Annotated in this window: 25 protein-coding genes; 16 read left to right on the forward strand and 9 right to left on the reverse strand. The window is 57.3% G+C overall.

All coding sequences use genetic code 11. The features are described from left to right. Positions 1-20 precede the first annotated feature (20 nt). The 5 genes from OVA03_RS06655 to OVA03_RS06670 all read left to right on the forward strand — a co-directional run bounded on the left by OVA03_RS06655 (position 21) and on the right by OVA03_RS06670 (position 3,197). Complete coding sequence (locus OVA03_RS06655) at positions 21-371, forward strand: DMT family protein (protein ID WP_267527356.1); 351 nt, start codon at positions 21-23, stop codon at positions 369-371. Between the two features lie 99 nt (positions 372-470). Continuing rightward, on the forward strand, positions 471-1,538 hold the full coding sequence (locus OVA03_RS06660; protein WP_267527357.1) for an alpha/beta hydrolase: 1,068 nt from the start codon (positions 471-473) through the stop codon (positions 1,536-1,538). 43 nt (positions 1,539-1,581) lie between these two features. Continuing rightward, complete coding sequence (locus tag OVA03_RS16960; protein ID WP_324291035.1) at positions 1,582-1,881, forward strand: hypothetical protein; 300 nt, start codon at positions 1,582-1,584, stop codon at positions 1,879-1,881. Further along, positions 1,841-2,266 carry a GNAT family N-acetyltransferase gene (locus OVA03_RS16965; protein WP_324291036.1) on the forward strand — a complete coding sequence of 142 codons (426 nt, stop codon included), beginning with the start codon at positions 1,841-1,843 and terminating at the stop codon, positions 2,264-2,266. Before OVA03_RS16960 ends, OVA03_RS16965 begins: the two co-directional genes overlap by 41 nt. Positions 2,267-2,390: 124 nt before the next feature. Further along, a complete protein-coding gene (locus OVA03_RS06670; RefSeq protein ID WP_267527358.1) occupies positions 2,391-3,197 on the forward strand; it encodes an FkbM family methyltransferase in 807 nt (268 codons plus the stop codon). 156 nt (positions 3,198-3,353) lie between these two features. Here OVA03_RS06670 and ettA read toward each other — a convergent pair whose 3' ends face one another. Beyond that, positions 3,354-5,021: an energy-dependent translational throttle protein EttA gene (gene ettA, locus OVA03_RS06675; RefSeq protein WP_267527359.1), complete on the reverse strand. Its 1,668-nt coding sequence runs from the start codon at positions 5,019-5,021 to the stop codon at positions 3,354-3,356. Positions 5,022-5,168: 147 nt separating this feature from the next. Between ettA and OVA03_RS06680 the strand changes: the two genes are divergently transcribed. Next, positions 5,169-6,299, forward strand: a complete 1,131-nt coding sequence (locus OVA03_RS06680; RefSeq protein WP_267527360.1) for an FAD-dependent oxidoreductase — start codon at positions 5,169-5,171, stop codon at positions 6,297-6,299. On the opposite strand, the gene OVA03_RS06685 is transcribed toward OVA03_RS06680, so the two are convergent. Further along, positions 6,292-6,807 (reverse strand): GAF domain-containing protein, encoded by a 516-nt coding sequence (locus OVA03_RS06685; RefSeq protein ID WP_267527361.1) that lies wholly within the window; start codon positions 6,805-6,807, stop codon positions 6,292-6,294. The two genes, OVA03_RS06680 and OVA03_RS06685, sit on opposite strands and share 8 nt — an antisense overlap. Positions 6,808-7,271: 464 nt before the next feature. On the opposite strand from OVA03_RS06685, the gene OVA03_RS06690 reads away from it, so the two are divergent. Continuing rightward, positions 7,272-8,669, forward strand: coding sequence for a tetratricopeptide repeat protein (locus OVA03_RS06690; RefSeq protein ID WP_267527362.1), 1,398 nt, complete (start codon positions 7,272-7,274; stop codon positions 8,667-8,669). A 39-nt stretch (positions 8,670-8,708) separates the two neighbouring features. Continuing rightward, a complete protein-coding gene (locus tag OVA03_RS06695) occupies positions 8,709-10,181 on the forward strand; it encodes a hypothetical protein (RefSeq protein WP_267527363.1) in 1,473 nt (490 codons plus the stop codon). Between the two features lie 73 nt (positions 10,182-10,254). Here OVA03_RS06695 and OVA03_RS06700 read toward each other — a convergent pair whose 3' ends face one another. The 5 genes from OVA03_RS06700 to OVA03_RS06720 form a co-directional block, all read right to left on the reverse strand. Beyond that, positions 10,255-10,569: a hypothetical protein gene (locus tag OVA03_RS06700; RefSeq protein ID WP_267527364.1), complete on the reverse strand. Its 315-nt coding sequence runs from the start codon at positions 10,567-10,569 to the stop codon at positions 10,255-10,257. Between the two features lie 95 nt (positions 10,570-10,664). Further along, the gene (locus tag OVA03_RS06705) at positions 10,665-10,868 is read right to left on the reverse strand and encodes a hypothetical protein (RefSeq protein WP_267527365.1); all 204 of its coding nucleotides are present in this window, start codon (positions 10,866-10,868) and stop codon (positions 10,665-10,667) included. Positions 10,869-11,076: 208 nt separating this feature from the next. Further along, entirely contained in the window at positions 11,077-11,835 is a 759-nt protein-coding gene (locus OVA03_RS06710; protein WP_267527366.1) for a YebC/PmpR family DNA-binding transcriptional regulator, read from the reverse strand. Positions 11,836-11,933: 98 nt separating this feature from the next. Then, positions 11,934-12,755 carry a TIGR00282 family metallophosphoesterase gene (locus OVA03_RS06715; RefSeq protein WP_189485689.1) on the reverse strand — a complete coding sequence of 274 codons (822 nt, stop codon included), beginning with the start codon at positions 12,753-12,755 and terminating at the stop codon, positions 11,934-11,936. A 9-nt stretch (positions 12,756-12,764) separates the two neighbouring features. Next, positions 12,765-13,325: a 5-formyltetrahydrofolate cyclo-ligase gene (locus OVA03_RS06720; protein ID WP_267527367.1), complete on the reverse strand. Its 561-nt coding sequence runs from the start codon at positions 13,323-13,325 to the stop codon at positions 12,765-12,767. A 556-nt stretch (positions 13,326-13,881) separates the two neighbouring features. Between OVA03_RS06720 and OVA03_RS06725 the strand changes: the two genes are divergently transcribed. Then, entirely contained in the window at positions 13,882-16,170 is a 2,289-nt protein-coding gene (locus OVA03_RS06725; RefSeq protein WP_267527368.1) for a beta-glucosidase family protein, read from the forward strand. Positions 16,171-16,212: 42 nt separating this feature from the next. Here OVA03_RS06725 and OVA03_RS06730 read toward each other — a convergent pair whose 3' ends face one another. Together OVA03_RS06730 and OVA03_RS06735 are read right to left on the reverse strand one after the other, a co-directional pair. Beyond that, positions 16,213-16,545: a cell division protein ZapA gene (locus OVA03_RS06730; protein ID WP_189485686.1), complete on the reverse strand. Its 333-nt coding sequence runs from the start codon at positions 16,543-16,545 to the stop codon at positions 16,213-16,215. Next, the gene (locus OVA03_RS06735) at positions 16,545-16,856 is read right to left on the reverse strand and encodes a hypothetical protein (protein WP_267527369.1); all 312 of its coding nucleotides are present in this window, start codon (positions 16,854-16,856) and stop codon (positions 16,545-16,547) included. Before OVA03_RS06735 ends, OVA03_RS06730 begins: the two co-directional genes overlap by 1 nt. Positions 16,857-17,176: 320 nt before the next feature. Between OVA03_RS06735 and tkt the strand changes: the two genes are divergently transcribed. From tkt to OVA03_RS06770, 7 genes are all read left to right on the forward strand, one after another. Further along, positions 17,177-19,120 carry a transketolase gene (gene tkt / locus OVA03_RS06740; RefSeq protein WP_267527686.1) on the forward strand — a complete coding sequence of 648 codons (1,944 nt, stop codon included), beginning with the start codon at positions 17,177-17,179 and terminating at the stop codon, positions 19,118-19,120. Positions 19,121-19,399: 279 nt separating this feature from the next. After that, positions 19,400-19,609, forward strand: coding sequence for a cold-shock protein (locus tag OVA03_RS06745; RefSeq protein ID WP_189485683.1), 210 nt, complete (start codon positions 19,400-19,402; stop codon positions 19,607-19,609). 213 nt (positions 19,610-19,822) lie between these two features. After that, positions 19,823-20,497, forward strand: a complete 675-nt coding sequence (locus OVA03_RS06750; RefSeq protein ID WP_267527370.1) for a YitT family protein — start codon at positions 19,823-19,825, stop codon at positions 20,495-20,497. A gap of 42 nt (positions 20,498-20,539) precedes the next feature. Further along, positions 20,540-21,646 (forward strand): class I SAM-dependent methyltransferase, encoded by a 1,107-nt coding sequence (locus OVA03_RS06755; protein ID WP_267527371.1) that lies wholly within the window; start codon positions 20,540-20,542, stop codon positions 21,644-21,646. Next, complete coding sequence (locus tag OVA03_RS06760) at positions 21,646-22,356, forward strand: pseudouridine synthase (protein WP_267527372.1); 711 nt, start codon at positions 21,646-21,648, stop codon at positions 22,354-22,356. The genes OVA03_RS06755 and OVA03_RS06760 overlap by 1 nt, the downstream gene beginning before the upstream one ends. A 100-nt stretch (positions 22,357-22,456) precedes the next feature. Further along, complete coding sequence (locus OVA03_RS06765) at positions 22,457-23,200, forward strand: response regulator (RefSeq protein ID WP_267527373.1); 744 nt, start codon at positions 22,457-22,459, stop codon at positions 23,198-23,200. Positions 23,201-23,212: 12 nt separating this feature from the next. After that, on the forward strand, positions 23,213-24,733 hold the full coding sequence (locus OVA03_RS06770) for a HAMP domain-containing sensor histidine kinase (RefSeq protein WP_267527374.1): 1,521 nt from the start codon (positions 23,213-23,215) through the stop codon (positions 24,731-24,733). The last annotated feature ends 55 nt before the right edge of the window (positions 24,734-24,788 follow it).

Raw genomic sequence — 24,788 nt, forward strand, 5'->3', positions numbered from 1 at the left:
ATATCTCAAAAGGGATTCCCATGCCGCAATTGCCCGTCAGCGTCACCACCATCGGCCTACTGATCGCCTCCAACATCTTCATGACCTTTGCATGGTACGGCCACCTTAAGTTCAAGACCGAAAAGTTATGGGTGGTTATTCTGGTCAGTTGGGGGATCGCGTTTTTCGAATACACTCTGATGGTGCCGGCCAACCGCATCGGCTACGGCACGTTCAATGCCGTACAGCTCAAGACGATCCAGGAAGTGATTACCCTGACGATATTTGCGGCGTTTTCGGTCTGGTATCTGGGTGAGCCACTCAAATGGACGACGGTGATTGGCTTTACCCTGATCGCGGCAGGGGCCGCGTTTATATTCTATAAGCCTTAAAGCCGCCCCAATCCGATCATACCGTCCACAGGTAGTTAGTCCCCTGTACATTTGCGTTCGCCGGTCTGTTTAAGCCTTGCTTGAAAAGAAAGCCCGCCCATGCGCTCATATTCCCACCACGCCTTTTCACGCCGGGCAGCTCTGGCTATGGTTATGTCGACCGCAGCCTTTCCCACGCGTGCCGCCCCATCAGGCCGGGTGGTGGATGAGATCCTGTCATCCGCGCACTTTGCCCATAACCTGATCGGTATAAGCCCGGACCGCCGCGTAAGCATCTATTTGCCGCCGTCCTATGGCACTGGCCGTAAGCGCTATCCGGTCATCTATTATCTGCATACCTTTTTTGAAGACCACCGCACCGTCTTTGATCAGCATGGCGTTCAGACGCTTTTAGAGACCGCTTTTGAGCGCGGTGACATGGGCGAGGCCATTCTGGTCAGCGCTGATTTTTCCACGCCCGTCGTCCATTCGATCTATACCAACTCATCGATTACCGGAAATTGGGAAGACTTTCTGGTTCAGGAACTGGTGTCCTATATCGACGCTAATTATCGAACTTTGGCGGAACCGGCGGCACGCGGACTGACCGGCGCCCATATGGGTGGTTACGGTGCCATTCGTATCGCGGGCCGTTATGGCGGCGTATTCGGGTCCGTCTACGCCATGCATCCGGTCGGCACAGGCCACGGCGTTTATATCATGCAGGGCCGTCCGAACTGGGATCTGCTGGCTCAGGCCAAAGCCTTAAATGACGTCAAGACCGATCCGTTTTCGCAGATATTCACCGCCATTTATCAGGCCCACCTGCCCAGCCCGGACAAAGGCCCGCTATATATCGATATGCCCGCGCGTCGGGTAAATGGCGAACTGATCATCGACCCGGCTCTGACCGAACGGCTTACGAACAGCTTTTTCCTGGAACGGCAGGTCGCGTCAGGGGCACAAAACCTTAAAGGCCTGCGCGGCTTTAAGCTCGACTGGGGCCGCTCCGACAGCAATATCGACCATGTCTATTCCAATCAATCCTACGCCTTAAAACTCAACGAATACGGCATCCCCAACGAGGCCGAGGAATATAACGGCGGCTGGGGCGATAAGCACTGGGGCCCGCGCGGCCGGTTTGTCAGCGATGTTCTCCCGTTTTTTAAGTCTCACCTTTCGGTGTGATGACGTTGATTGACAGCCTCACGTCCCCGCGCCATGACAGGCTATGGCAATTTCTCACCCTCTCGACCGGCCGGTATGGACCGCCCTCACCTCTGGCTGGGCGCATCTGGCGCACGGCTATGAGCGCGCGTTAAAGCTTGATCCGGCGTATGGGCCGTTTGCGGCCAGCTTTGACGGATCGCCGGAGCCTTTGGCCGGTTTAGTTCCGGGGCCGGACGGGTTCTGGGTGGTGGAAAGCGGCGCGGTTTCAGCTCCAGAGGGATTCGAGGTCGTTAAGCGCGCCCCGCTACCCGCTACATCAGATGACGGCCATACACATCACACCGGGCGGCGAAGATTTTGAGGCGCTTAAGCTAACTCACGCCGATGGCCCGGAGATGCTGGCTCTGGCCCGCCTGACTCAGCCCGGCCCGTTTGCTGAGCGGACGCACGAACTGTCAGCCTTCATCGGTACCAAGCAGGATGGCCGACTGGTCGCCATGGCCGGTGAGCGTATGAAAATGGACGGCTTTTCCGAGGTCAGCGGCGTGTGCACCCACCCCGATTTTCGCGGGCGTGGCTATGCGGCGGGGCTGATGCGACTGGTTGCACGGCGTATCCATGCGCGTGGAGACGCAGCGTTTCTGCACACCTATGCCGATAATCAGGTGGCGATTGATCTCTATAAATCGCTGGGGTTTGAATACCGGGCAGCATTGACGGCGACGGTGTTGAAGCTAACAATTTAGCGATATGATTAAATTGAAATCATCAACGATATAATGCCCATCTGCTACTCGTTTATGCTAACCAGTTTGGAATCAACCAATAAATTAGAAATTGGTAATTCTTTCTGACGCGAGGAGTAAGGACGTGGACATTCACGATTTTGAAAACATTGTGCGGACTTCTGGGCTAGTTACGTTCCCTGTAGCAGGTTCAGGGCTTACCCTTGACTTGTCTCTACATCATGAGAGGCTTTACGCCTGCAAGTTACTCTTGAACGTGCGCTACCCCCAAGCCGACATTGACACAATGCTTATAAAAAGATTTGTCCTTCCAAACGACAGCGTTCTGGATGCAGGTGCTAACATAGGCTTTACTTGCCTAGAATTTGTTGCCGCTGGAGCTAGAAAAATTACAGCAGTCGAACCAGCTAGCGCGCTTTTCCACCGTCTCTCTACCCTATCTCACGAAAGAATAGTTCCGATAAGTTGCGCAATATCCAGCCAGCGTGGGATGCAATCATTAACCTTATCAACAATTCACAACCAAGGGAGCAGCCTAAAGGAAGAAATCAGAGCACTTTTCCCGCAGGTATTCGGAGCCGACCCTGAGGTTGAGACGGTTCGAGTCACAACTATAGACGACCTGTGTGATGAGCATGGCCCCTTCGATATTTGGAAATTAGATATAGAAGGGGCTGAAGTGGATGCCTTGCTAGGGGCTAAAAAAACCCTTCAGGAAAACGCACCTAGGGTTATTGTTGCAGAACTGTATGGCCCGTTTTACCAGGCGTTTGCCAATGAAGTCAAAGATACTCACCCATTCGCCTATAGAGCTTTAATTAGACATGCAGATTATGCTCTCGCTCTGATAAATCCTGACGACGCCTTAGACGATACCTACTATCAGCATAGTCCGATGTACGTGTTCTGTCGTAAGGCCACTTCCACCTAATAGAAGCCTCCCATCTTCAGTCGGGAAGAGAAAAGAAAACAGGCGGAGATGTCGCCATCTCCGCCTGTTAAGTAAATCCAGTCCTCGTCACCCGCTCCAAGTTACGGGTGTAGGGGCATTTTAGCGCGCTACCGCTTCGCTGCTTGAGCGCAGGCCTTACCGGGCAAACTTCTGGAACTTGATCCGGTGCGGGATAAGACTATCCGTGCCGAGGCGACGCTTTTTGTCTTCTTCGTACATCTCGAAGTTACCTTCGAACCATTCGACGTGTGAATCGCCCTCGAATGCCAGGATGTGAGTCGCCAGACGGTCAAGGAACCAGCGGTCGTGGGAGATGACCACGGCGCAGCCGGCGAACTCTTCCAGCGCTTCTTCGAGGGCCTGCAAGGTTTCGATATCCAGATCGTTGGTCGGCTCATCGAGCAGGATGACATTGCCGCCGGACGCCAGAGTCTTGGCCAGGTGGACGCGGTTACGCTCACCACCGGACAGCAGACCGACCTTCTTTTGCTGATCGCCGCCCTTAAAGTTAAAGCCACCGACATAGGCGCGGCTGTTGATTTCGCGCTTACCGACGATCATCACATCGGTGCCGCCGGAAATAGCCTGCCAGACGGTGTGGTCGGGGTTGAGGTCATCGCGGCTCTGATCGACATAGGCCAGCTTGACCGTTTCGCCGAGTTTCAGCGTACCCGCGTCGGGTTGCTCGACACCAGTGATCAGCTTGAACAGGGTCGATTTACCGGCACCGTTCGGGCCGATGACGCCCACGATACCGTTGGGCGGCAAGCGGAAGGTCAGGTCCTTGAACAGCAGCTTATCGCCGTATTCTTTCTGAAGGCCGGTGACTTCGAGCACGAGGTTACCAAGGCGCGGGCCGGGCGGGATCTGGATGGTCGCAAACGACTGCGCCTGACGCGAATTTTCCTGTTCGCGCACCATCTCATCATAGGCCGCCAGACGGGCCTTCGACTTGGCCTGACGGGCCTTGGCACCGGAGCGCACCCAGTCCAGTTCCTTGGTGAGGGCGCGTTGACGGGCTTCGGATTCGGACTGTTCCTGAACCACGCGCTTTTGCTTGGCCTCAAGCCAGCTTGAATAGTTGCCTTCGTGGGGCACACCCTTACCGCGGTCGAGTTCCAGCGTCCACTTGGTGACCTGATTGAGGAAGTAACGGTCGTGGGTGACAAGGATCACGCAGCCCGGAAACTGCTCCAGGTGGTGCTGAAGCCAGGCGACCGATTCCGCATCAAGGTGGTTCGTCGGCTCATCGAGCAGCAGCATGTCAGGCTTGGACAGCAGCAGGCGGGCAAGTGCTACCCGGCGCTTTTCACCGCCGGACAGCTTGGTCACGCCGGAATCGTTGGGCGGGCAGCGCAATGCGTCCATCGCCATTTCAATGCGGCTGTCGATATCCCACAGATCGCCAGCGTCGATCTTTTCCTGAAGGGCGTTCATTTCCTCCATAAGTTCATCGGTGTATTCTTCGCCCATCTGTTCGGCGACTTTGTTGAAGCGATCAAAGATCTTCTTTTCTTCGCACCAGTCGATGACGTTTTCCCAGACGGTCTTGGACTCATCCAAATGGGGTTCCTGTTGCAGGTAGCCCATCTTGGTGCCGTCGGCGGCCTTGGCCTCACCGGAAAATTCTTTATCGAGACCCGCCATGATCTTGAGCAGGGTCGATTTACCCGACCCGTTGACCCCGACCACGCCGATTTTGGCGTCGGAATAGAACGAAAGCCAGATGTTCTCGAAGATTTTCTTGCCGCCGGGGAAGTGCTTGGTCAGCCCCTGCATCTGGAAAATATACTGTTGCGCCATGTCTATGGGCACCTTTTAAAACTGTTAGGAATGATTGCGGCGGGTTTAGCCGAGGGGCCGTTAAATCTCAAGGCTTAATCTGCTTGATGCGGCGGGCGTCATGGGGTCTATTGCGCCGCCAGACGGTAAATAAAGCAGGGACAGGGCATGGATCGACGCAAGATTTTGACAGGGTTTGGGTCTGCGCTTGTGGCGACAGCCCTGCCCCGTACCGGCTATGCACAAGATGCGCGCCACCTGATCCCCATCCGCTTTTCGCAAGATGAGATTTTCCGCACGACCGTGTGTCTGCGCCCGTTCAGAGCCGCCGGACCACGGATTGAAGCCGAAGACATGGGCCGCAAACGGATCGTGCATAACTATGGTCACGGCGGTGCGGGCTGGTCTTTGTCATGGGGATCGGCGGAGGCGGCGGTCACACTGGCTATGGAAAACCGACCCAAATCCATCGCCGTGATCGGGGCCGGCGCGATCGGCCTGACCACAGCGCTCATGGCCCAAAGGGCGGGCGCAAGTGTGACCATCTATGCCAAAGACCGCTTCCCCGATGTGCGCTCAGCCCGCGCTACTGGCACCTGGTCGCCGGATTCGCGGGTGGCTAAAACCGATGCCGTCGCCGCGGATTTCCCTGAGCGATGGGAGCACATGGCACGCCGGTCATGGACTATGCACCAAAGCTATGTCGGACTGGCAGACAACCCCGTCGAGTGGATGGATCACTATTATCTGCGCAACCCGCAGCCGCCGGTGCCAGACAACCCCACTGACATTGATCCGGGGTTTCTGTATCTGGAGCGGCGCTTAGGCGATATCGTGCCCTCATCGCATCCCCTCGGCCCCGATCAGCATAGGTTTAATGCCGAGCAGGTCCGTCGCAGAAGCGTGCTGACCTTTAACATCGCGGCGTTGTCGCATCAGTTGACGGAGGATTTTCTGATCGCGGGCGGACGGTTCGTGCCCATGACGTTCGATACGCCATCTGACCTTAACCGGCTGAAAGAAAAGGTGATTATCAACTGCACGGGCTACGGCGCGCGTGCCCTGTTCAAAGACGAGAGCATTACCCCCGTGCGTGGTCAGATTGTGTGGTTGCCGCCGCAAGAGGGCGTCCACTACGGCTTCATGTACAGAGGGGTGTTCGTGGTCGCCCGTAGGGACGGCATTGTCGTTCAGGCTTTAGGGCCGAATGAGAACTTTGGCTGGAACGATGACAATGAACAGCCCGACATGGCCGCCGCCCATGCCACCTTAGCCGCCCTTAGCGACGTCTTTAAATAATATTTTTGGCGAACACCGATGCCATAATGGCTTCAAGCCCCGCCTTATCGGTGTCATCAAACGACGCATGCGCTTGCGAATCGACATCGAAGACCGCGATCAGTTCGCCTGACGCATCAAACACCGGCACCACGATTTCAGAATTGGAGCGCGAATCGCAGGCAATGTGCCCCGGAAAGGCGTGAACATCGTCGACAATGATCGTTTTACGCTGGGTGGCCGCCGCGCCGCACACGCCGCGCGTGTAAGCTATGCGCAGGCAGCCCAGCGTGCCCTGATAGGGCCCAATAACCAGTTCGTTGAGCCCTTGCGCCTTTTTCACCTCATCGACCACGTAAAATCCGATCCAGAAATAATAGTCAAACGCCTGAGCCAACAGACAACTGACGGTCGCCATCTGCGCCGTGACGTTCGTCTCACCGTCAAGCACGGCCTCAATATCACGCTGAACCTCGGCATAGATGGCCGCCTTTTCCGCCGCATTTAATCCTGACTCAACCGTCGTCATGGTCACTAAACTCCCGCTCGACTCACACATATCCCCCCATATAAGAATTCGGATGTCACGCGCCAGTCACACTCAACGGTGAGGGGAATTTCAGGGCCGATTAACCACAAACCCTACGGATTGTTTAAAGCTTTTCTACTTTACCCCTAGCCTTTTCTCGTGCATTAGAGCATGATTGTTACCGGGTTGATACGTGCGCCGGGGTGGCGTTTTTAAGTGCGCGCAACGATCTTTTGGCTTAGCCGCGACAATCCGGCAACGCCTGTTGTAAATGCTTACGTTCGGGGGGAACTTAGCTTGACAGTTTTAGCAATCCTCACGACAAGTTTCGTTAACCATGTTTTAAGCCGACGCTGTCGGGGCGATTTTTAATGTCAAAATTTGACGGGACACAACCGGAGACGGGCGAAAAACACGCCGCGAACTTCGGGCACAGGGAGACGAAGACCCCGACGTGGCGTAAAATGTCACGCGTCGGAGCGCTGTCTCTTATGGCCGTGTGCGTCAGCCTGACCTTAAGTGGCTGTGACCGTCCGTGGTGGAAGTGGGGCCGCGGCGGGCCCGGTGATGAAGGCGGCTATAGCTGCCCGCGTCCGGCCCTAATGCAAAACGCCGGTTTCAACGATCAGGAATTTGAAATTCGTTACTTCCGCCGGGCGGCGTTCAAGAACGATTTCTTCGCCCAGCTTGAGCTGGCGGATCGCTACGCGGCTGAAAAATCGACCGATAAAAACCTCGAAGACCCGATCGAAGGCTCGGTCTGGCTGGTGATGGCTCTGGCCAACCAGGAAGGCTACGCGCCGATGAACCGCATCCTGACCAATGACGGGAAGCTGGCCTCGCGCTACGACAAGTGTCGGGCGTTCGAGCGGGCGCGCGCCTATCGCCGTCTGGATCGCAATCTGGCCATGATGGACATGAGCGAGCGCGATAAGGTACGCGATCGGGTTGTCTATATATTATCGACCCTGGGGGCCGATGGCTTCCGCACGCTCGGACGGCTCTATGATGTGCAGTACGGCCCGATGGGTGAGCCTGCCGACAACCGCGAAGCCGTGCGCGCCATGATGCGCAATTCTGACGATGGCCGCCGCAATGTCCGTAGCCTGTTTCAGCGCTCGGATGTCGATGCCTATCTCTATAATTACAAAGCCACCGAAACCGGCGATGTCGGCGCCTATGTCCTGCTGAAGGATTTTGAGCGCTCGGCTGGTGATCGTAAGGACTACGCCTCCTTCGTGGTTGGTAAGGCCAAGCGCTGGGTGGCGCCCTATGAATTCTATCCGCCCGAAGCGCCCGGCGGCGGCGTGCCGCATTCGGACGAAAGCATCCGTTCCGACGCGCAGGATTATGCCCTGATCCGTATGGAAGAACTGCCGTTCGTGCATGTCGGTCGCGCACTCGTCTATCTGGATCTGACCCAGACGCTCTATTCCAGCCCGTCCGAAGTACCCGCCGACACCCTGACTGGCCTGCGCGCTATTCTGGGCAAGGCCACGACCGGGCGCGCCGAAATGGTGCGCATGACCAATGCTGAAAAACTGCGCGCCATTCAGTTGGCGGCGATTAATGGCTCATCGCAGGCGCAACTGGCGCTGGCGGTTATGTACTCCGAAGGCGTGGGCGTGCCTGCCGACTATGCGCGCGCCTTCTACTGGTATCAGCAGGCCGAAAAGCAAGGCTCACCTGAGGCGCGCTTTGCCATGTCGACCTATTTCGCGCTCGGTCTGGCGGGTGTGGCCGATCAGTCGAAAGCGTCAGCCGTGGTGCTACGACTCGACTCGGCCATGGGCGGCTACCGCCCGTCGGCCCAACGTCTGCGGGCCATACTTGAGCAGGTATCGCGTAATCCTAACGGATAAGACTTTGAGGGAGCGCCGCGGCATTTAAGGATGATGACCATGTGGATGCGTAAAGCGATGAACAAACTGGCGAAACCTGCGCTCGGTGCTGTCTCCGGGGCGTTAGCGCTGGGTTGCGTCTGGCTGGCGTCCGGCGCGGTCACCCGCGATGTCGCTTCGGCGCAAATGCCGATGGGTTACAATGCCGCCAAGGTCGAAGCCCTGACCCGCCCGTGCTTTGGTGTGCTGCTTGATCCCAGACTTCGCTCCTGCGGGGGCTACGGGCATGGCTATTATCCGTATCGCTCCAAGTACGGCTACTACGGCAGCCCACGCACGATTACGGTCAATTGCGATACCTACCGTGCCGATCCGAACCGCCCGGATGCGTGGATTGAGCGTCAGATCGAAAAACTGCCGTCCTATTCCAAGGTGCGCTTTATCTCGAAGACCCGTTCGTGCGTGATGTCGCTGCGTCTGGAAAAATCCATTATTCTCGAAGGGGTTTCGACCAACGACCGTATTCCGGCGATTGTCGCCCGCCACGGCTCACCCTGTATCCGGATTGAACCGAGCGCCGATCTGGTGGTCCTGCGCAACATCAGCCTGTCGTCACAACGCGGTGATAACACCTCCTGCATCTCTTCGTCGGGTAAGGAACTGACGCTTGAGCAATCGCAGGTGCGCTATGACGGCGACGCCCCGGCGGTTGATATTGATGCGGGCCGGTTCAATCTGGTCGATTCGACATTGGTGGCCCGCACGCTGACGGCAGCTCTGAGCATTCGCAATGCCGAACTGTTCAGCCAGAACAGCTACATCGCCACCACCTATCATGGCCTGAAAGCCAATCTGGTCGGCGACAGCCGTCTGGAGGGCATCACCTTCATTCAACTGGCCGACTGGCATGGCTTTGAGCGCGGCCAGAATGCTCGCGCCATCGATATCACCTTGTCGACCTATAAGAGCATTATCAGCCTCAATCGGCTGCAGGTGCTGAATTTCGCGCAAGGTCTGCACATCGAAGGGGTGGGCGAAGGTTTGATCTCAAACTCGCTGTTTGAAAATACCGAGCACGCCATAGTCTCAGATCTGGATCGCGTCCGTATTTTGAACAACTTCGTCATGGCCCGCGAAATCGGCATCGATGTCACCCGCGGCGAAGCCTTTATCGGCGGCAACAAGATCGCTCTGGTGCGTACCGCCGGTATGTTGGCCAAGGACGGGGCGAAAATCCGCGCCGTTGACAATATGATCGATGCCGACCCGGAAGGTTGCCGCCATCTGAAATGGGGCGATCTTGATCCGTCGGTGCGCACCTGCACGCCGTGGTATAAGGGGTCTGAATTTGAAGTACCGGGCGGCCCGGTCTATGTTTCCGGCCCAGAAGGCCCGGAAGACGTCGCCGAAAGCCGCCGCTCTGCCATACTGCAACTGTTTGATGATTTCTGGCCCAAGGTCCCGGCATCTCTGGCCGAAAACGGCTACACGCCATCCAACTATGTGGCTGACCCAATCCGCGCCACGAACTAGGTCGCAAATTCATAACAAAAAGGCCCGAACCAATGGTTCGGGCCTTTTTGTTATGAATCAAAGCCGGTAATGCTTAATAGCCGTCTTCGCGGCAAACGTCGAAATCAGCGCCTTTGTCGGTGCCGCCTTTGACGCCCACAGCGGTGCGATGCGGCTTATTTTGCACCGAGTACTTGTACTCATCGCCCTCATTGGAGGCATGGGTTTCGGTGCGGCTGTCGGAGTCATAGGTCATGATCTGCGGCGCCTTCTTGCCGTCCGTTTTACGTACGCAGCGACCAGCTTGCTCGCCCGTCGACAACACAGCGACCGGCGACGTGTAGGTGCTTACGCAGCCCGACAGCATAGCGCCCGCTCCCAACACCGCGATAATCAACTTCACACGCATCACATCCCCCGAAATATGGTTAACGCCGCATAATTGCACATTTCACAAGCCATTCAAAGCCTTGAATCCTGACAATACTATAATGGCGTCGGGCGTTACCTGCCCGCCACGGCCGGGCTGTGGTGAACGGCCAGCATGGGTGCGGTCTCATCGGGATGATCGAACATCGTGACGCTAAACGCCTGCGGTTCACCGACAGCGGCGGCACCCGCGCCCATGACCGGATCGCTGGCATAGGTCGACACGCACCCGGTCAGGCCCGCCGCTGCTATTACCACTATCCCTACATATATGCGCATTGCGTCCACTCCTGATACAAGCGACATTGTGGACGAATGCACATAAATTTCTGATAGGATTCAATATTAGCCCTCGCCCGGCGGCGGCTGCGCCACCTTGGCCGCCGCCGGGGTGGCGGCTTGAGCGAAATGATTGCTTCAAACATTCCGCTTAAAAGGGCGCGAAAGTCACCCTTCGCGCCCTTTGCCATTTCATACGCTTAAGGCCTTACAGACCCAGCGCCTCCATCTCTTCGTCAGAAATATCGAAGTTAGCATAGACGTTTTGCACGTCATCATCGTCATTAAGGGCATCGAGCAGCTTCATCAGAGTACGCGCCTGATCGCCCGAAATCGGCGACAGGGTTTGCGGCTTCCAGATGAACTTGGTCGATTTCGGGTCGCCCAAGACCTTGGACATGGCCTCAGTCACCGCGTTCAGGTCTTCGTAAGCCGTGTAGATCAGGTGGCCACCCTCTTCCGGGTCTTCGTCGGTTTCGACATCAGCGGCCCCGGCTTCGATCGCGGCTTCCATAATGGCGTCAGCCGTTCCGGCCTTAAGCGGATATTCGATCTGCCCCAGACGATCCCACATGAAGCTGACCGAATTAGATTCACCCAGATTTCCGCCGTATTTGCTAAAGAACGAGCGGACATTGCCGCCGGTGCGGTTGCGGTTATCGGTCAGGGCTTCGACAATGATGCCGATACCGGCGGGGCCAAAGCCTTCGTAGCGCACGTCTTCTAAGGTATCCGCATCGCCCGCAGCCCCTTTTTTGATGGCGCGGTCGATATTGTCCTTGGGCATGGACTCGGCCTTGGCGTTGTTGACGGCCAATCTCAGGCGCGGGTTCATCGCCGGGTCAGGCATACCCGATTTGGCGGCCACGGTAATGTCGCGCGACAGCTTGGAAAACAGCTTTGAGCGCACAGCGTCGGCGCGCCCTTTTTTGTGCATGATGTTTTTGAATTTACTATGGCCGGCCATAAATGTCTTTCTCACAAAAAAGTTTCGGCGTAGCCGCCAAATACATTTTTTGTGTTCTCAATATCGAAGGTTGGTTTGTGTCGCTTCTAAACCAAAACCTAAACCTCTGGCAAGGTCGGCTTGAGGCGTCCACCGAAACGGATAGGCTCGACGCGCACCGCAAGGCCGGTTTTATCGTCGGTTTCAACAAACACACCGCACACGGTCGCCGGGCCTGAGGCCGGCCGATAGCGGTCGCGCGAAATCCGAGTCGTGAACCGGCGCAGCGGTTCTTCCTTGTCGTTGCCTATGACGCTGTCGTAGTCAGCGCAGGCCCCGGCATCGGTCTGGTAGGCTGTACCGCCGGGCAGGATTTGCGCGTCCGCTGTCGGGACATGGGTATGGGTGCCGACCACCAGCGACGCCCGCCCATCGCAGAAATGGCCCATCGCCATTTTCTCAGAGGTGGCTTCGCAGTGCATATCGATAACGATGGCATCGGCGGCCACACCCAGCGGGCAGGCCTCAAGCTCTTTGTCAGCGCTGGCGAACGGATCGTCCATGGACGCCATGTGGACGAGGCCGAGCAGATTGACGACCAGAATGGATTTGCCGCTTTCGGTCTGAAACAGGTTGGCCCCTCGCCCCGGCGCATCGGCCAGACGCGGATAGTTGTTGGGTCGGATCAGGCGCGGCTCACGCACAATATAGGTCAGAGCCTCTTTCTGATCCCAGGAATGGTTGCCGAGCGTCAGGCAATCGGCCCCGGCTTCAAACAATTCACGCGCCGTATTTTCGGTAATGCCAAAGCCTGAGGCAGCGTTTTCGGCATTGACGATGACGAATTCCAGCCCCAGTTTTTTGCGGATCATCGGCAGGTGTTGCGTCAGACCATCCCGGCCAGATTTACCAACAACGTCTCCGAAAAACGCAAAGCGCATGCGATTACCTTATCTATGGATCGCACCGGCTTCCGTCAGGATGAGGTCAAGGCGCTGATCATGGGGTTCAAGGGGAACTTCGTCGAGTTCCTGCCCCGCAAAGCCAATGCCCCACGCTTTAATCTCTTTTTGCGATTTAAGAAAGTCCAAAGCGCGGTCGTAAAATCCGCCACCATAGCCCAGCCGCCCGCCCCTGCGATCAAAGGCCAAAAGCGGCACCAGCACGACATCGGGCAGGATCATGGGCTTATCGGCGTCGGGCTGGCTGATACCGTAAGGGCCGAGTTCCAGATGATCACCCAACTCAAAGCGGCGAAAGGCCATGACATAGCCACCGCCCTCCGCCGGAATCAGGCACGGCAGGGCCAGCATGCAGCCTTGCTCTGACAGTTTTTGCATGAGGGGTAAGGGTGACAATTCGGACTGAATGGGCCAATAACCGGCAACGACCCCCGCCGCATCGATATCGGCCATCTGGGTCAGCCGGTCACCGGCGGTCGGATCGGCCTGAGCCAGCACCGCCCGGTGGGATTTCATCTCCGTACGTAATAGGGATTTATCTGTCATCATGCGTGCGTGCTCCACGCAAGCATGGTTCTAAAAACTGAAAAATTTTCGCAGAGCCGCCTCAAGAAAATTTTTCTCCTTGCTGAATACATTGAAAAGTATTTGAGGCGTAAGCCTCATAACTTTTCAATGATGTCTCGGTGTGGCGGCGCCGCGAGATCCGTTGCGAAGCGTTTAAATCCACTCAGGACCTGACTAGTCAGGTGGGAGCCATGTGATAGAGACCACGGTCTCAGTCAGGGACAGCCCCCGTTCTAAGAGATTAAGGTCAGAAGGATTAGGTGATCACTGACGTGAACCGCAGCAAGACCCGCCACTGATCAATGTAAGGCCTTGGGCCCGCATCGGCAAGAGTGCGGATTTTTATATTTTGTGTCCCGAAATGGTAGCGATAACGTCCATTCCGGGACAATGTTTGGGGCCGCAAGTCAGTAAAAAAGACATCGATGTCATAAATTATGACTTCACAGACACGCAATCCCGTTTTATGACTTTCACCAACCAAAATAATAATGCCGACACTGATCACATCTGACGATCTACAAGGGACGCGAAACACATGCGAATTTCCATTAAACTGGCCCTGCTGGCCTCAGCGGCGACCTTAAGCTTCACCCTGCCCGCGCACGCCCAGACGCCCGCCCCTGCGGCACTGGCCGAACCGGCGCAAAAACCGTGGCTCAATGCCAACCAAAGCGCTGACGCCCGCGTCGAGCAAATCCTGAAAGAAATGACGCAGGCCGAAAAGCTGACCCTGGTGTTTGGCCATTTCGCGTCGGACGGTGCCTGGCTCAATACGCGCGGCGACATCAATGGCCTGAACTGGAGCCCGCCGAAGGAAAGCCTGCATCAATCCGCCGGGTTTGTGTACGGCGTGCCGCGTCTGGGCATCCCGCATCAGTGGCTGACCGATGCCGGTGTCGGCGTCGCCTCCCAACGCGGGCCAAAGCCGCGTCTGCGTACCGTCCTGCCGTCGGGGATGCTGACCGCCGCGACCTGGGACCGCGATCTGGCCTTCAAAGGCGGGGCGATGATCGGCAAGGAAGCGCGCCTGTCGGGCTTTAATGTGCAACTGGCGGGCGGCGTCAATCTGGTGCGGGAGCCGCGCAATGGCCGTAATTTCGAATATGGCGGCGAAGATCCGCTGCTGGCCGGGATCATGGTCGGTGAGCAGATCCGTGGCATTCAGTCGAACAACATCATCTCGACCGTCAAACATTATTCCGCCAATGCTCAGGAAACCAACCGCTTCACCCTGTCGGCCAATATGTCCGATAAGGCCGCGCGCGAGTCCGACCTGCTGGCGTTCCAGTTTGCCATCGAAGTCGGCAATCCAGCCTCGGTCATGTGCGCCTATAACCGCTATAACGGCGTCTATGCCTGCGAACACCCGTACCTTTTGACCGAAGTCCTGAAAACCGACTGGAACTATAAGGGCTATGTCATGTCGGACTGGGGTGCGACCCATTCGACTATTCCGGCCGCCAATGCCGGCCTTGATCAGCAATCCGGTTACCCATTCGATAAATCCAACTATTTCGCCGGACCGCTCAAAGAAGCCGTCGATAATGGCTTTGTGAAGCCTGAGCGCCTCGATGACATGGCGCGCCGCATCCTTTGGGCCATGGTCTCGACCGGCCTGTTCGATAAACCGATAGACCAGACCAAAGTCGCCGACGCCAATATTGACTTCGCCGCCCATGCCAAGGTCACTCAGGCCGATGCCGAAGGCGGGATCGTGCTACTGAAGAACGAGCGCAATCTGCTGCCGATCGCCGCCACCGCCAAGAAGGTCGTCGTCATCGGTGGCCATGCTGATAAGGGCGTGCTGTCGGGCGGCGGCTCGTCTCAGGTCTATGGCCTCGGCGGAAACGCTGTGCCGGATACCTCGAAATACGCCAATGAGTTTCCCGGCCCGATCACCTATTATCCCGATGCCCCTCTGGCCGGGATCAAGGCGCACACAAAAGCCGAGGTCGTCTACCATGACGGCAAGGACATCAAGGCCGCCGCCCGTGCAGCTCGCGGGGCCGACGTGGTCATCGTGTTCGGCTCCCAGTGGACGGGGGAATCGTTCGATGCCGAGCTAAAGCTCGATCACGGCGGTGACGCCCTGATCGATGCGGTGGCCCGCGCCAATAAGAAAACCGTGGTCGTGCTGCAAACCGGCGGGCCGGTATTCATGCCGTGGCTGTCCAAGGTCGGCGCGGTGGTTGAGGCCTGGTATCCCGGCTCCAGCGGCGGCACGGCCCTTGCGCGCGTCCTGACTGGCGAAATCTCACCGTCGGGACGCCTGCCGGTGACTTTCCCGGCGTCGCTCAGCCAGTTGCCGCGCCCCAAGCTTGACGGTGACAACTCAAAGCCTGACCTGCGTGTCGATGTGAACTACGACATCGAAGGGGCCGCCATCGGTTATAAGTGGTTCGACCTTAAGGGTCATGAGCCGCTGTTCGCCTTTGGCCACGGCTTGAGCTATTCGACCTTTGCCTATTCTGATTTGAAGGCTTCGGATGCGAACGGTAAATTGAGCGTATCGTTCACCGTTACCAATACCGGTAAGACTGAGGCTGCCGATGTACCGCAGGTCTATGTCTCGCCCACGACCGCTAAGTGGGAAGCCCCGAAACGCCTTGGCGGCTGGGATAAGGTCAGCCTGACACCGGGTTCGTCAAAGACGCTGACCGTCACGGTCGATCCACGTCTGCTGGGGTCTTATGATACGCCGTCCAAGACCTGGAAGATCGCCGCCGGTGATTACAAGGTCTCGCTGGCGAAATCCGCCACCGATGCCGGGCAATCGGTCACCGTCACCTTGCCGGAACGGACGCTTAACGTGCAGGGAAAGTAAGACAAAAAGACCGCCCCCTGTCCGCAGGGGGCGGTCTTTATTTTATGCCTTATCCGCAACCAGCTTTTCCAACCGTTCGGCCGCATCGGTGATCGCAAAAGCGGCGCGGCGTTCCATTTCGTGGGCCCCCGCCGACATACGCGCCGTGGCTGATTGTTGTTCTTCTAATTGCACCTTAAGGTCCTGCATTTCATCGATCATCAGCAATGCCGCCATCAGAAACAGGCGCACCTCCCCGATCGAGCCGACATCGCCCACAACCATTTCGACATGTTCATCAAACAACCGCGCCAGTTCCTGAACGCGGCCTTCCTGACCGTCAGCGCAGCCAACCGTATAGGGCTTATTGTTGACGCGAACCGTGACCTCAGCCATCAGGCAGCCTCCCCGTCTTTATCTTCGGCATCCTTAAGAATTTTACGAATGGACGCCGTCGCTTCGCCGAGCGCCTCAAACGCGCCATTGGCGGCATCGGTCACGGCTTTTTCGCGCGCCTTGGTCTCTTCCAGCTCTTTTGAAAGCATAGCATCGGGTAGAACCCCGTCCGCTGGATACGACACATCACCGTGTTGCAGCATACTCAAACGGTGCTCCACCGCCAGCAAGGCCTTATCCAGCCGCTCAACAGCGCCCGTCAGCATCGAACCGGGCTGTCCTGCCTGTGGGGGGGTAAGAGGATTATCCATCACCTGAACTCTCGTCTGAAGTCTTGTCTGAACTTTGGGGCCATATGCCTCTGAAAACACTTTACATAACCGATAATGGCCTAAAGAGTCTAAACGAAAAGACGTATTTTTTCAAAAGAAGCTATACCCATCCCTGTCCGCATGGGTTAAAGGCAGCGACAAACCATTAATCCGCCTGCGGATTCACGTCATTTATAGTCACGCGCATCTTATCCCAAAACCGCTCAACACTTTTGAGGATGCGCTTTTAACCCTGCCGAGACCCGCCCATGTCTTCAGATATCCTAAGCACCCTGACCGCCAAGCCCTCACCGACCGTCATGGCCGATGCCGTGCGCGTCCTGTCGATGGAAGCGGTACACCGCGCCAAGTCGGGCCATCAGGGCATGCCGATGGGCATGGCCGATGTGGCGACCGTCCTATGGACCAAGTTTCTGAAATATGACCCGAAGGCCCCGGACTGGGCCGACCGTGACCGCTTTGTTCTGTCGGCAGGTCACGGCTCGATGCTGATCTATTCGCTGCTGCACCTGACCGGCTTTAAGTCGGTGTCGATGGACGATATCAAAAACTTCCGCCAGTGGGGCTCAGCTACCCCCGGCCACCCGGAATATGGCCACACGGCGGGCATTGAAACCACCACCGGCCCGCTGGGTCAGGGTCTGGCCACTGCCGTCGGGATGGCGATGGCGGAGCGTCATCTGAACGCCCGTTTTGGCGACGATCTGGTTGACCATAAGACCTGGGTCATTGCTGGCGACGGCTGCCTGATGGAAGGCGTGTCGCACGAAGCCATCTCGCTGGCCGGGCGGCTGAAACTCAATAAGCTGATCGTGCTGTGGGACGACAACAATGTCACCATCGACGGTGTGGCGACCATTGCCGAAACCGGCGACCAACTGGCGCGCTTTAAAGCTGCCGGCTGGGCCGTTAAGGCCGTTGACGGCCATGATCACGGTAAGATCGCCGCCGCCCTGCGTTGGGCGACGCAACAATCTAAGCCGGTCATGATCGCTTGCAAGACCAAGATTTCCAAAGGTGCCGGCCCCAAGGAAGGCGATCCGCATTCCCACGGCTATACTCTGTTTGATTCCGACATCGAACTGGCGCGCAAGGCGATGGGCTGGGAGGCTGAGGCCTTCACCGTGCCATCGCCAATCAAAAAGGCCTGGGAAGCTGCTGCGCGCAAGGCCGCTCGTCCACGCAAGGACTGGGACGCCAAGCTGAAAAGCCACGCCCACGCCGCCGACTTCAAACGCGCCATGAACGGTGAACTGCCCGCCAACGCCTTTGACGCGCTCGATACCCACATCAAGCAAGCCCTTGAGATCAAACCCGCCGACGCCACCCGCTCAGCGTCCGGTGCCGCTTTGGCGCAACTGGTGCCACACATTGATGACATGGTCGGCGGCTCGGCCGACCTGACCGGCTCCAACAACACCTTCGTCAAGGGCATGACGGCGTTTGATACCGAAAACTACGGCGGCCGCTATGTCCACTATGGCGTACGCGAATTCGGCATGTCGGCGGCCATGAACGGCATGGCGCTGCACGGCGGGGTCATCCCCTATTCCGGCACCTTCTTTGTGTTTTCTGACTATAGCCGTCCGGCCATCCGTCTCGGCGCGCTGATGGGCATCCGCACCATCAACGTCCTGACCCACGATTCCATCGGTGTTGGTGAAGACGGTCCGACCCACCAGCCGGTCGAGCATCTGGCGTCGTTCCGCGCCATGCCGAACCTGCTGGTATTCCGCCCGGCCGATGTGGTCGAAGCCGCCGAATGCTGGAAAGCCGCGCTGAAATCGACCAGCACGCCGTCGCTGATGGTTCTGTCGCGTCAAAAGGTGCCCGCCGCCCGCGAGAGCGGCGACAACCTGTCGGCCAAGGGCGCTTATGAGATCCGTTCCGCGTCTTCGGAAGCTAAAGTCTCGATCTTCGCGTCCGGCACCGAAGTCTCGGTCGCCATCGCCGCCCAGAAAGAGCTTGAGGCCCAAGGTGTTGCGACCCGCGTCGTCTCGACCCCGTGCTGGGAACTGTTCGACGCCCAAGACGACGCCTACAAAGCCTCGGTCATCGGCACCACTTCGGTCAATGTCGCGGTCGAAGCGGCTGTGTCATTGGGTTGGGAAAAGTTTATCGGTAAGGACGGTATTTTTGTCGGCATGACCTCGTTTGGGGCCTCCGCACCGCAGGATGTGCTCTATAAACAATTTGGCATCACCAAAGAGGCCGTGGTCGAAAAAGCGCTGGCCGCTTTGTAAGCCTACTGAATCTGTTGAACAAAAAAGCGCGGACGGCCTTTGCCGTTCGTGCTTTTTTGTGACCAATGACAAATAGATAAAAAACCACATCGCTTATTAATTTGACCTTATGGATTTAAAGCTATACAAGGGACATTCGATCTATACTTGTCTGCTAATTTGTTTTTGCGGTTTTTTTAAAAACCGTATCGGCGAACTTCCATTCAATTATCGAAACGAGCGAGGCACGACGCGATTTTGCGGATGTGCGTATACACACTGTCATTGAAAGGGTTCGTCATGAGCACAGGCACAGTAAAATGGTTCAACGCCACCAAGGGTTACGGTTTTATCGCCCCTGAAGACGGTTCGAACGACATCTTCGTTCACATCTCGGCCGTTGAGCGCGCGGGTTTCCGCAGCCTTAACGAAGGTCAAAAGCTGTCTTACGAGCTGGCTCGCGATCCTAAGTCCGGCAAGATGTCGGCTGAGAAGCTGGAAAACGCATAAGCTTTTAGCTTTTTTAGCTCAAGCGCCGCATGGCTCCTCGTTAACTCGGGCAGCCAGTCGGCCTTGCCAGCAAAGCTGGAAATGTTTTGAAAAGGCCGCACCTTCGGGAGCGGCCTTTTTTATTGCCATGCTAACGGTTATGGCGCTTGAAAAAATATCGTTTGAAACTATCATTCTGCGCAACAACTCACCTAAATATAAGCGCGTCACGATATGACCCTCAGCCTTCGCTCCCTTTTGCCGAAAAATTTATCCCGGTCATCGGCCATCCTGGATGATCAGGAACTGAAAGCGCAGGCCAAACATACCCTGTTTGAAGATATCTATGCCTTCGCCATTGGCTGCTCGTTCATAGCGCTGGGGCTGGTGCTGCTTAAGACGGCGGGGCTGGTGACCGGCGGCGTGGCCGGGATTGCGCTTTTGGTGTCCTATCTGGTGCCTTTGCCCGTCGGCCTTTTGTTCAATCTTATCAATGTGCCATTTTTTGTATTTGCGTTTGTGACCATGGGCTGGCGCTTTACGGTCAAAACGATCGTGGTCAATATCGCCATTATGGCGATGGCCGCCCTGTTTCCACACCTGTTTACGCCAGCACACCTTAATCCGATTTTTGCCTCGATCTTTGGCGGGACAATTATCGGCATGGGGATTTTAGCGCTGGCCCGGCATGGTGCCGGGGCGGGCGGCACCGGCGTATTGTCGCTTTATCTGCAAAAGACACGCGGCATCAATGCGGGTAAAACTCAAGCGGTGTGCGATGCCCTGATCATGACGGCGTCCGTCTTTGTGGTCAGCCCGATGAACCTGCTCTATTCGGTCATCAGCGCCGCGGCCATGAGCACGGTCATGATGACCTACCATAAGCCTCAGAGATATCTTGGCCACTAATCCGGGCTATTAATTTGTGGCATCCTGTGCGATAGCGCGCCCATGATGCACGATCCTGTTTTAGATACTCTCGCCCTGCCGCTTAATGACGGCCTGATTGATCTGCCTGCGGACGGCAAAGCTTTGTTCCTGCGGGCGCGGTCAGGTTTGGCCTTGCGCGATTACCGCGCGCAGCTTGTGTGCGAACAAACCTTCAAACCGGCGCTGGAGGCCCTGACGCAGCAGGGCTTCAGCGCCCGCCCCGAAGATGATGACGCACTATACCCCCTCACCCTCGTCCTGCCACCGCGTCAGCGTGACGAATACCGTGCCCTGCTGGCCCGCGCGGTTACGTCCACGGCTGACGGCGGCATTGTCATGGCGTCAGTATCCAATCTGGAAGGCGCTAAGACGGTTGAGGGCGACCTTAAGGCCTTGACCGGTGATATCTCCAACCTGTCGAAACACAAATGCCGCGTATTCTGGGCGCAGATAAACGCCGGTAAACTCAATCGCGACCTGATTGAAGCCTGGTCAAAACTGGACGCCGTGCGCCCGATCGAAGGCGGTCGGTTCCTGAGCCGACCCGGCCTGTTTGCCTGGGATCGGATCGATGCGGGCTCAAAGCTTCTGGTGCAAAACCTGCCGCCATTGAGCGGTCACGGCGCGGATCTGGGGGCAGGCTTTGGCTACCTGACCGCAGAGATCATGGCCCGTAATGCGGCAACCACCAAAATGGAGGTGTTTGAGGCCGAACAGCGCGCGCTAGACTTGGCGCGTCAGAACCTCACAGGCTTGGCCGTGGATTACCACTGGCAGGATGTCACCTCTGGGATAGGCGGCGAGTTTGATTTTATCGTCTCCAACCCGCCGTTCCATATCGACCGCGCCGATAAGCACGATCTGGGCAAGGCGTTTATCCGCTCAGCCGCGGCAGCGCTTAAGCCCAAGGGCGCGTTCTACATGGTCGCCAACCGGCATTTGCCCTATGAAGACACCCTGAAAACCGCGTTCAAGGTCGTCAAGATTCTGGCCGATGACGGGGCGTATAAGGTGTTTGAAGCCTCTACACAGAGCGAGACTTCAGCTAAGAAAAAACCGCGGAGACATGAAACTGCCGAGCCGAAAAGCACGCTCTTCAAAGGCGAAACCTTAAGGCGCAGGTCCTAATGCGTCTCGTCAAACATCTGGCCAATCTGGGCTATGGCTCGCGCAAGGATGTGCAAAAGCTGATCCGCATGGGCGTGTTCACCGATGCCGAGGGTGGCCACCTGAGCGACGACGCCAAAATCGCCCATAGCTATGTCCGCTACAAAGGCCGCCCGCTTGATCCGGATCATGGCGTGGTGCTTTTGATGCATAAACCGACCGGCTATGTCTGCTCGACCAAGGACACCGGCCAGTTGGTCTATGAGTTGCTACCTGCCCGCTTTGGTGAGCGTAAGCCGGTGCTATCGACCATCGGACGGCTGGATGCCAATACGTCGGGGTTGTTGCTGTTTACCGATGACGGCGATTTCCTGCACCGGATCATCTCGCCCAAAAACCATGTCCCCAAGGTCTATGAGGTCACACTGGCCCGTCCGCTCAATGGCCATGAAGGGGCTATATTCGAATCCGGCACCCTGTTGCTGGAAGCCGAAAAAGAGCCGCTTAAACCCGCTTTCCTTGAGGTTACCGGCGAAAAAACCGCCCGCCTGACCCTCTATGAGGGCCGCTATCATCAGGTGCGGCGCATGTTCGCTGCCGTCGGCAACCATGTTGAGACCCTGCACCGCGCCCGCATGGGTGAGCTGACCTTGGGTGACCTTAAGCCCGGTCAGTGGCGGATACTGACGCCGGAGGATATCCAGAAACTGCTGGCGCGAAGTGTATCCTGACCCGTGGCATTGGTTATGTTACAATCGTGAAATCTTATTGCCCCACATGACGGTCATAAGCGGATATACTCCCCAACGACCGCGAACCCAAGGCAAACACATGACCCAGACCGCTTCGGCATCCGCCTCTACCGCCACCCCGTCGATCAAGACGCCGCGCCTGCTGGTCGTCGATGATGACCGTGATCTGCGCGACCTGATTTCGGAATTTCTGGGCCAGCATGGTTTTGAAATTCATACGGCGTCCGGAGCGCGCGAGATGGATCGTGTGCTGATGCGCGGCGATATCGATCTGGTCGTGCTCGACTTCATGATGCCGGGCGAAGACGGCCTGTCGATCTGCAAGCGCCTCAATGCGAGCAAGGGCCCGCCGGTGATCATGCTCAGCGCCCGCGCCGAAGAGATAGACCGGATCGTGGGCCTTGAACTGGGCGCCGATGATTATCTGGCCAAGCCTTTTCACCCGCGCGAATTGCTGGCGCGGGTGCGCGCCATACTGCGCCGCGGCGAACAAGGACCGCGCAATGACGGCGCCTCGCCCATCACCCATTTCTTTGGCTGGCAGCTTGATAATATCAAACGCATCCTGCTTCGCCCCGACGGCGTTCAGGTCGCCCTTAGCAATGCCGAATTCGAGTTGTTGCGCGTGTTCCTTGACCGGCCGGGCCGCGCCTTGAGCCGCGATCAGATCCTCGATTACCTGCACGGCCCTAATTCCGAAAGCTTTGACCGTGCCATCGATGTGCAGATCAGCCGCCTGCGTCGTAAGCTGAGTGACGACACTCAGGATGAGATTATCCGCACCATTCGCGGCATCGGCTATATGTTCAGGCCTTTGAAATAATTCTGGAATTACATGCCTGATCCCACGGAAACGCCCTGCAAAACCTCACGCTTTTTTCCGGACCTGCCGATATTCTGGCAGGTGCTGGGTATGGCGCTGGCGGTGCTAATCCTGTCTCTGGCCATCAACGCCCTGATTGTGCTCAAGGCCCCGGCGCCACCGCCGCAGGGCTATACCCTGACCGAAGCGGCATCCGCCCTTAAAACCGGGCAGGTAAAGCTTAAAACCGGACGCACCCTGCGCACCGAAAGGGTGTCCGAACCGCCCGCATTTGCCCGCCGGCAAGACCCTGAACTTGCCCATCCGTTTGAAGCCTTCGTCAGAATGCGCTTGGCCAAAATCCTGGGTGTGCCCGAAGCGGATGTGTTTATCGATGGCCGCCCGTCTCGCGGTTCGTTCAGCGGACGTCCGGGACAGCAACGCTGGATCGCGTCCGGCCCGGAAAGGCCGCAAAGTCCTGATGGGCCGCAAAAGAACAGACCGGAAGGGCCGCCAGAGAGAGGCGCAGACGGCCCGCGTGATAATCTCAGAATGATCGTTCGCGATTTCCGTTTTCAGGATCTGCCCGAAAGCCTGAACACTCAGGTGACGTTTCCGGCCTTTCGCGCCGCGTGGAAGCAGGCTGATGGCACCTGGCGCGTGCTGATCCCGCCCCGGCCGTTCATTGAACCGTGGCAGGTTAATCTGCTGATCGGATTTCTGCTGACCGCGCTGGCGGTCACGCCGCTGGCCTTCTTCATGTCACGCCACCTGACGCGACCGATCCGCGCTCTGGCCGAAGGCGCGCGCACACTGGGCTTTGACGCAGATGCCGCCCCCCTGAAAGCCCGCGGCCCCAAGGAAGTGCGCGCCGCCACCGAAGTGCTCAATGACATGCAGGTCAGGCTCAAGAAACAAGTAGAATCCCGCACGGCCCTGATTGCCGCTATTGCCCATGATCTGAAAACCCCGCTGGCGCGTCTGCGTCTGCGGATCGAGACCTTGCCGGAACCCGCGCGCGATAAGATCAATCAGGACATCGCCCATATGGACAGCCTGATCAATTCCGCACTTGGGTTCGCCAGCGCGGAGAAAATGGCGCAAACCCTGACCCGGCTTGACCTGTCGTCCCTGATCGAGATTGTGTGCGAAGACAATGCCGATATTCACGAGGTCAGTTGCGGCGACATTGATGAGAACATCACCGTGCTGGGTAATGATATGGCCATCCGGCGCATTGTGACCAATCTGATCGAAAACGCCTGCCGGTACGGCGACGGTTGTGAGGTGATCCTGCGGGCGCGTGAAAACATGGCTGAGGTCGTGATCCGCGATCATGGCCCCGGCATGCCGACTGAGGCGCTTGAGGCGGTGTTTGAGCCGTTCTACCGGCTGGAAACCTCGCGCAACCGCGATACCGGCGGCGCAGGTCTGGGGCTATCGGTCGCGCAATCTTTAAGCCTGTCCATGCACGGTAGCCTGCGCCTTGAAAACCGCTACGAAGGCGGCATCTTAAGCGGTCTGGATGCCATCTTCACCCTGCCGCGGCTTTAGGCCGCAAGCGCGCCGGTTGAAACCCATTGATAGCGTTATCATATAGCCATCAGGG

Origin of the sequence: Asticcacaulis sp. SL142, assembly GCF_026625745.1 — a bacterium.
Lineage (GTDB): Bacteria > Pseudomonadota > Alphaproteobacteria > Caulobacterales > Caulobacteraceae > Asticcacaulis.

Bases quoted from the DNA above. Each gene is read 5' to 3' on its own strand.
- OVA03_RS06655 (WP_267527356.1), top strand. From the start codon at position 21: ATGCCGCAATTGCCCGTCAGCGTCACCACCATCGGCCTACTGATCGCC.
- OVA03_RS06660 (WP_267527357.1), top strand. From the start codon at position 471: ATGCGCTCATATTCCCACCACGCCTTTTCACGCCGGGCAGCTCTGGCT.
- OVA03_RS16960 (WP_324291035.1), top strand. From the start codon at position 1,582: ATGGCAATTTCTCACCCTCTCGACCGGCCGGTATGGACCGCCCTCACC.
- OVA03_RS16965 (WP_324291036.1), top strand. From the start codon at position 1,841: ATGACGGCCATACACATCACACCGGGCGGCGAAGATTTTGAGGCGCTT.
- ettA (WP_267527359.1), bottom strand. From the start codon at position 5,021: ATGGCGCAACAGTATATTTTCCAGATGCAGGGGCTGACCAAGCACTTC.
- OVA03_RS06680 (WP_267527360.1), top strand. From the start codon at position 5,169: ATGGATCGACGCAAGATTTTGACAGGGTTTGGGTCTGCGCTTGTGGCG.
- OVA03_RS06685 (WP_267527361.1), bottom strand. From the start codon at position 6,807: ATGACGACGGTTGAGTCAGGATTAAATGCGGCGGAAAAGGCGGCCATC.
- OVA03_RS06690 (WP_267527362.1), top strand. From the start codon at position 7,272: ATGTCACGCGTCGGAGCGCTGTCTCTTATGGCCGTGTGCGTCAGCCTG.
- OVA03_RS06695 (WP_267527363.1), top strand. From the start codon at position 8,709: ATGTGGATGCGTAAAGCGATGAACAAACTGGCGAAACCTGCGCTCGGT.
- OVA03_RS06700 (WP_267527364.1), bottom strand. From the start codon at position 10,569: ATGCGTGTGAAGTTGATTATCGCGGTGTTGGGAGCGGGCGCTATGCTG.
- OVA03_RS06705 (WP_267527365.1), bottom strand. From the start codon at position 10,868: ATGCGCATATATGTAGGGATAGTGGTAATAGCAGCGGCGGGCCTGACC.
- OVA03_RS06710 (WP_267527366.1), bottom strand. From the start codon at position 11,835: ATGGCCGGCCATAGTAAATTCAAAAACATCATGCACAAAAAAGGGCGC.
- OVA03_RS06715 (WP_189485689.1), bottom strand. From the start codon at position 12,755: ATGCGCTTTGCGTTTTTCGGAGACGTTGTTGGTAAATCTGGCCGGGAT.
- OVA03_RS06720 (WP_267527367.1), bottom strand. From the start codon at position 13,325: ATGATGACAGATAAATCCCTATTACGTACGGAGATGAAATCCCACCGG.
- OVA03_RS06725 (WP_267527368.1), top strand. From the start codon at position 13,882: ATGCGAATTTCCATTAAACTGGCCCTGCTGGCCTCAGCGGCGACCTTA.
- OVA03_RS06730 (WP_189485686.1), bottom strand. From the start codon at position 16,545: ATGGCTGAGGTCACGGTTCGCGTCAACAATAAGCCCTATACGGTTGGC.
- OVA03_RS06735 (WP_267527369.1), bottom strand. From the start codon at position 16,856: ATGGATAATCCTCTTACCCCCCCACAGGCAGGACAGCCCGGTTCGATG.
- tkt (WP_267527686.1), top strand. From the start codon at position 17,177: ATGGCCGATGCCGTGCGCGTCCTGTCGATGGAAGCGGTACACCGCGCC.
- OVA03_RS06745 (WP_189485683.1), top strand. From the start codon at position 19,400: ATGAGCACAGGCACAGTAAAATGGTTCAACGCCACCAAGGGTTACGGT.
- OVA03_RS06750 (WP_267527370.1), top strand. From the start codon at position 19,823: ATGACCCTCAGCCTTCGCTCCCTTTTGCCGAAAAATTTATCCCGGTCA.
- OVA03_RS06755 (WP_267527371.1), top strand. From the start codon at position 20,540: ATGATGCACGATCCTGTTTTAGATACTCTCGCCCTGCCGCTTAATGAC.
- OVA03_RS06760 (WP_267527372.1), top strand. From the start codon at position 21,646: ATGCGTCTCGTCAAACATCTGGCCAATCTGGGCTATGGCTCGCGCAAG.
- OVA03_RS06765 (WP_267527373.1), top strand. From the start codon at position 22,457: ATGACCCAGACCGCTTCGGCATCCGCCTCTACCGCCACCCCGTCGATC.
- OVA03_RS06770 (WP_267527374.1), top strand. From the start codon at position 23,213: ATGCCTGATCCCACGGAAACGCCCTGCAAAACCTCACGCTTTTTTCCG.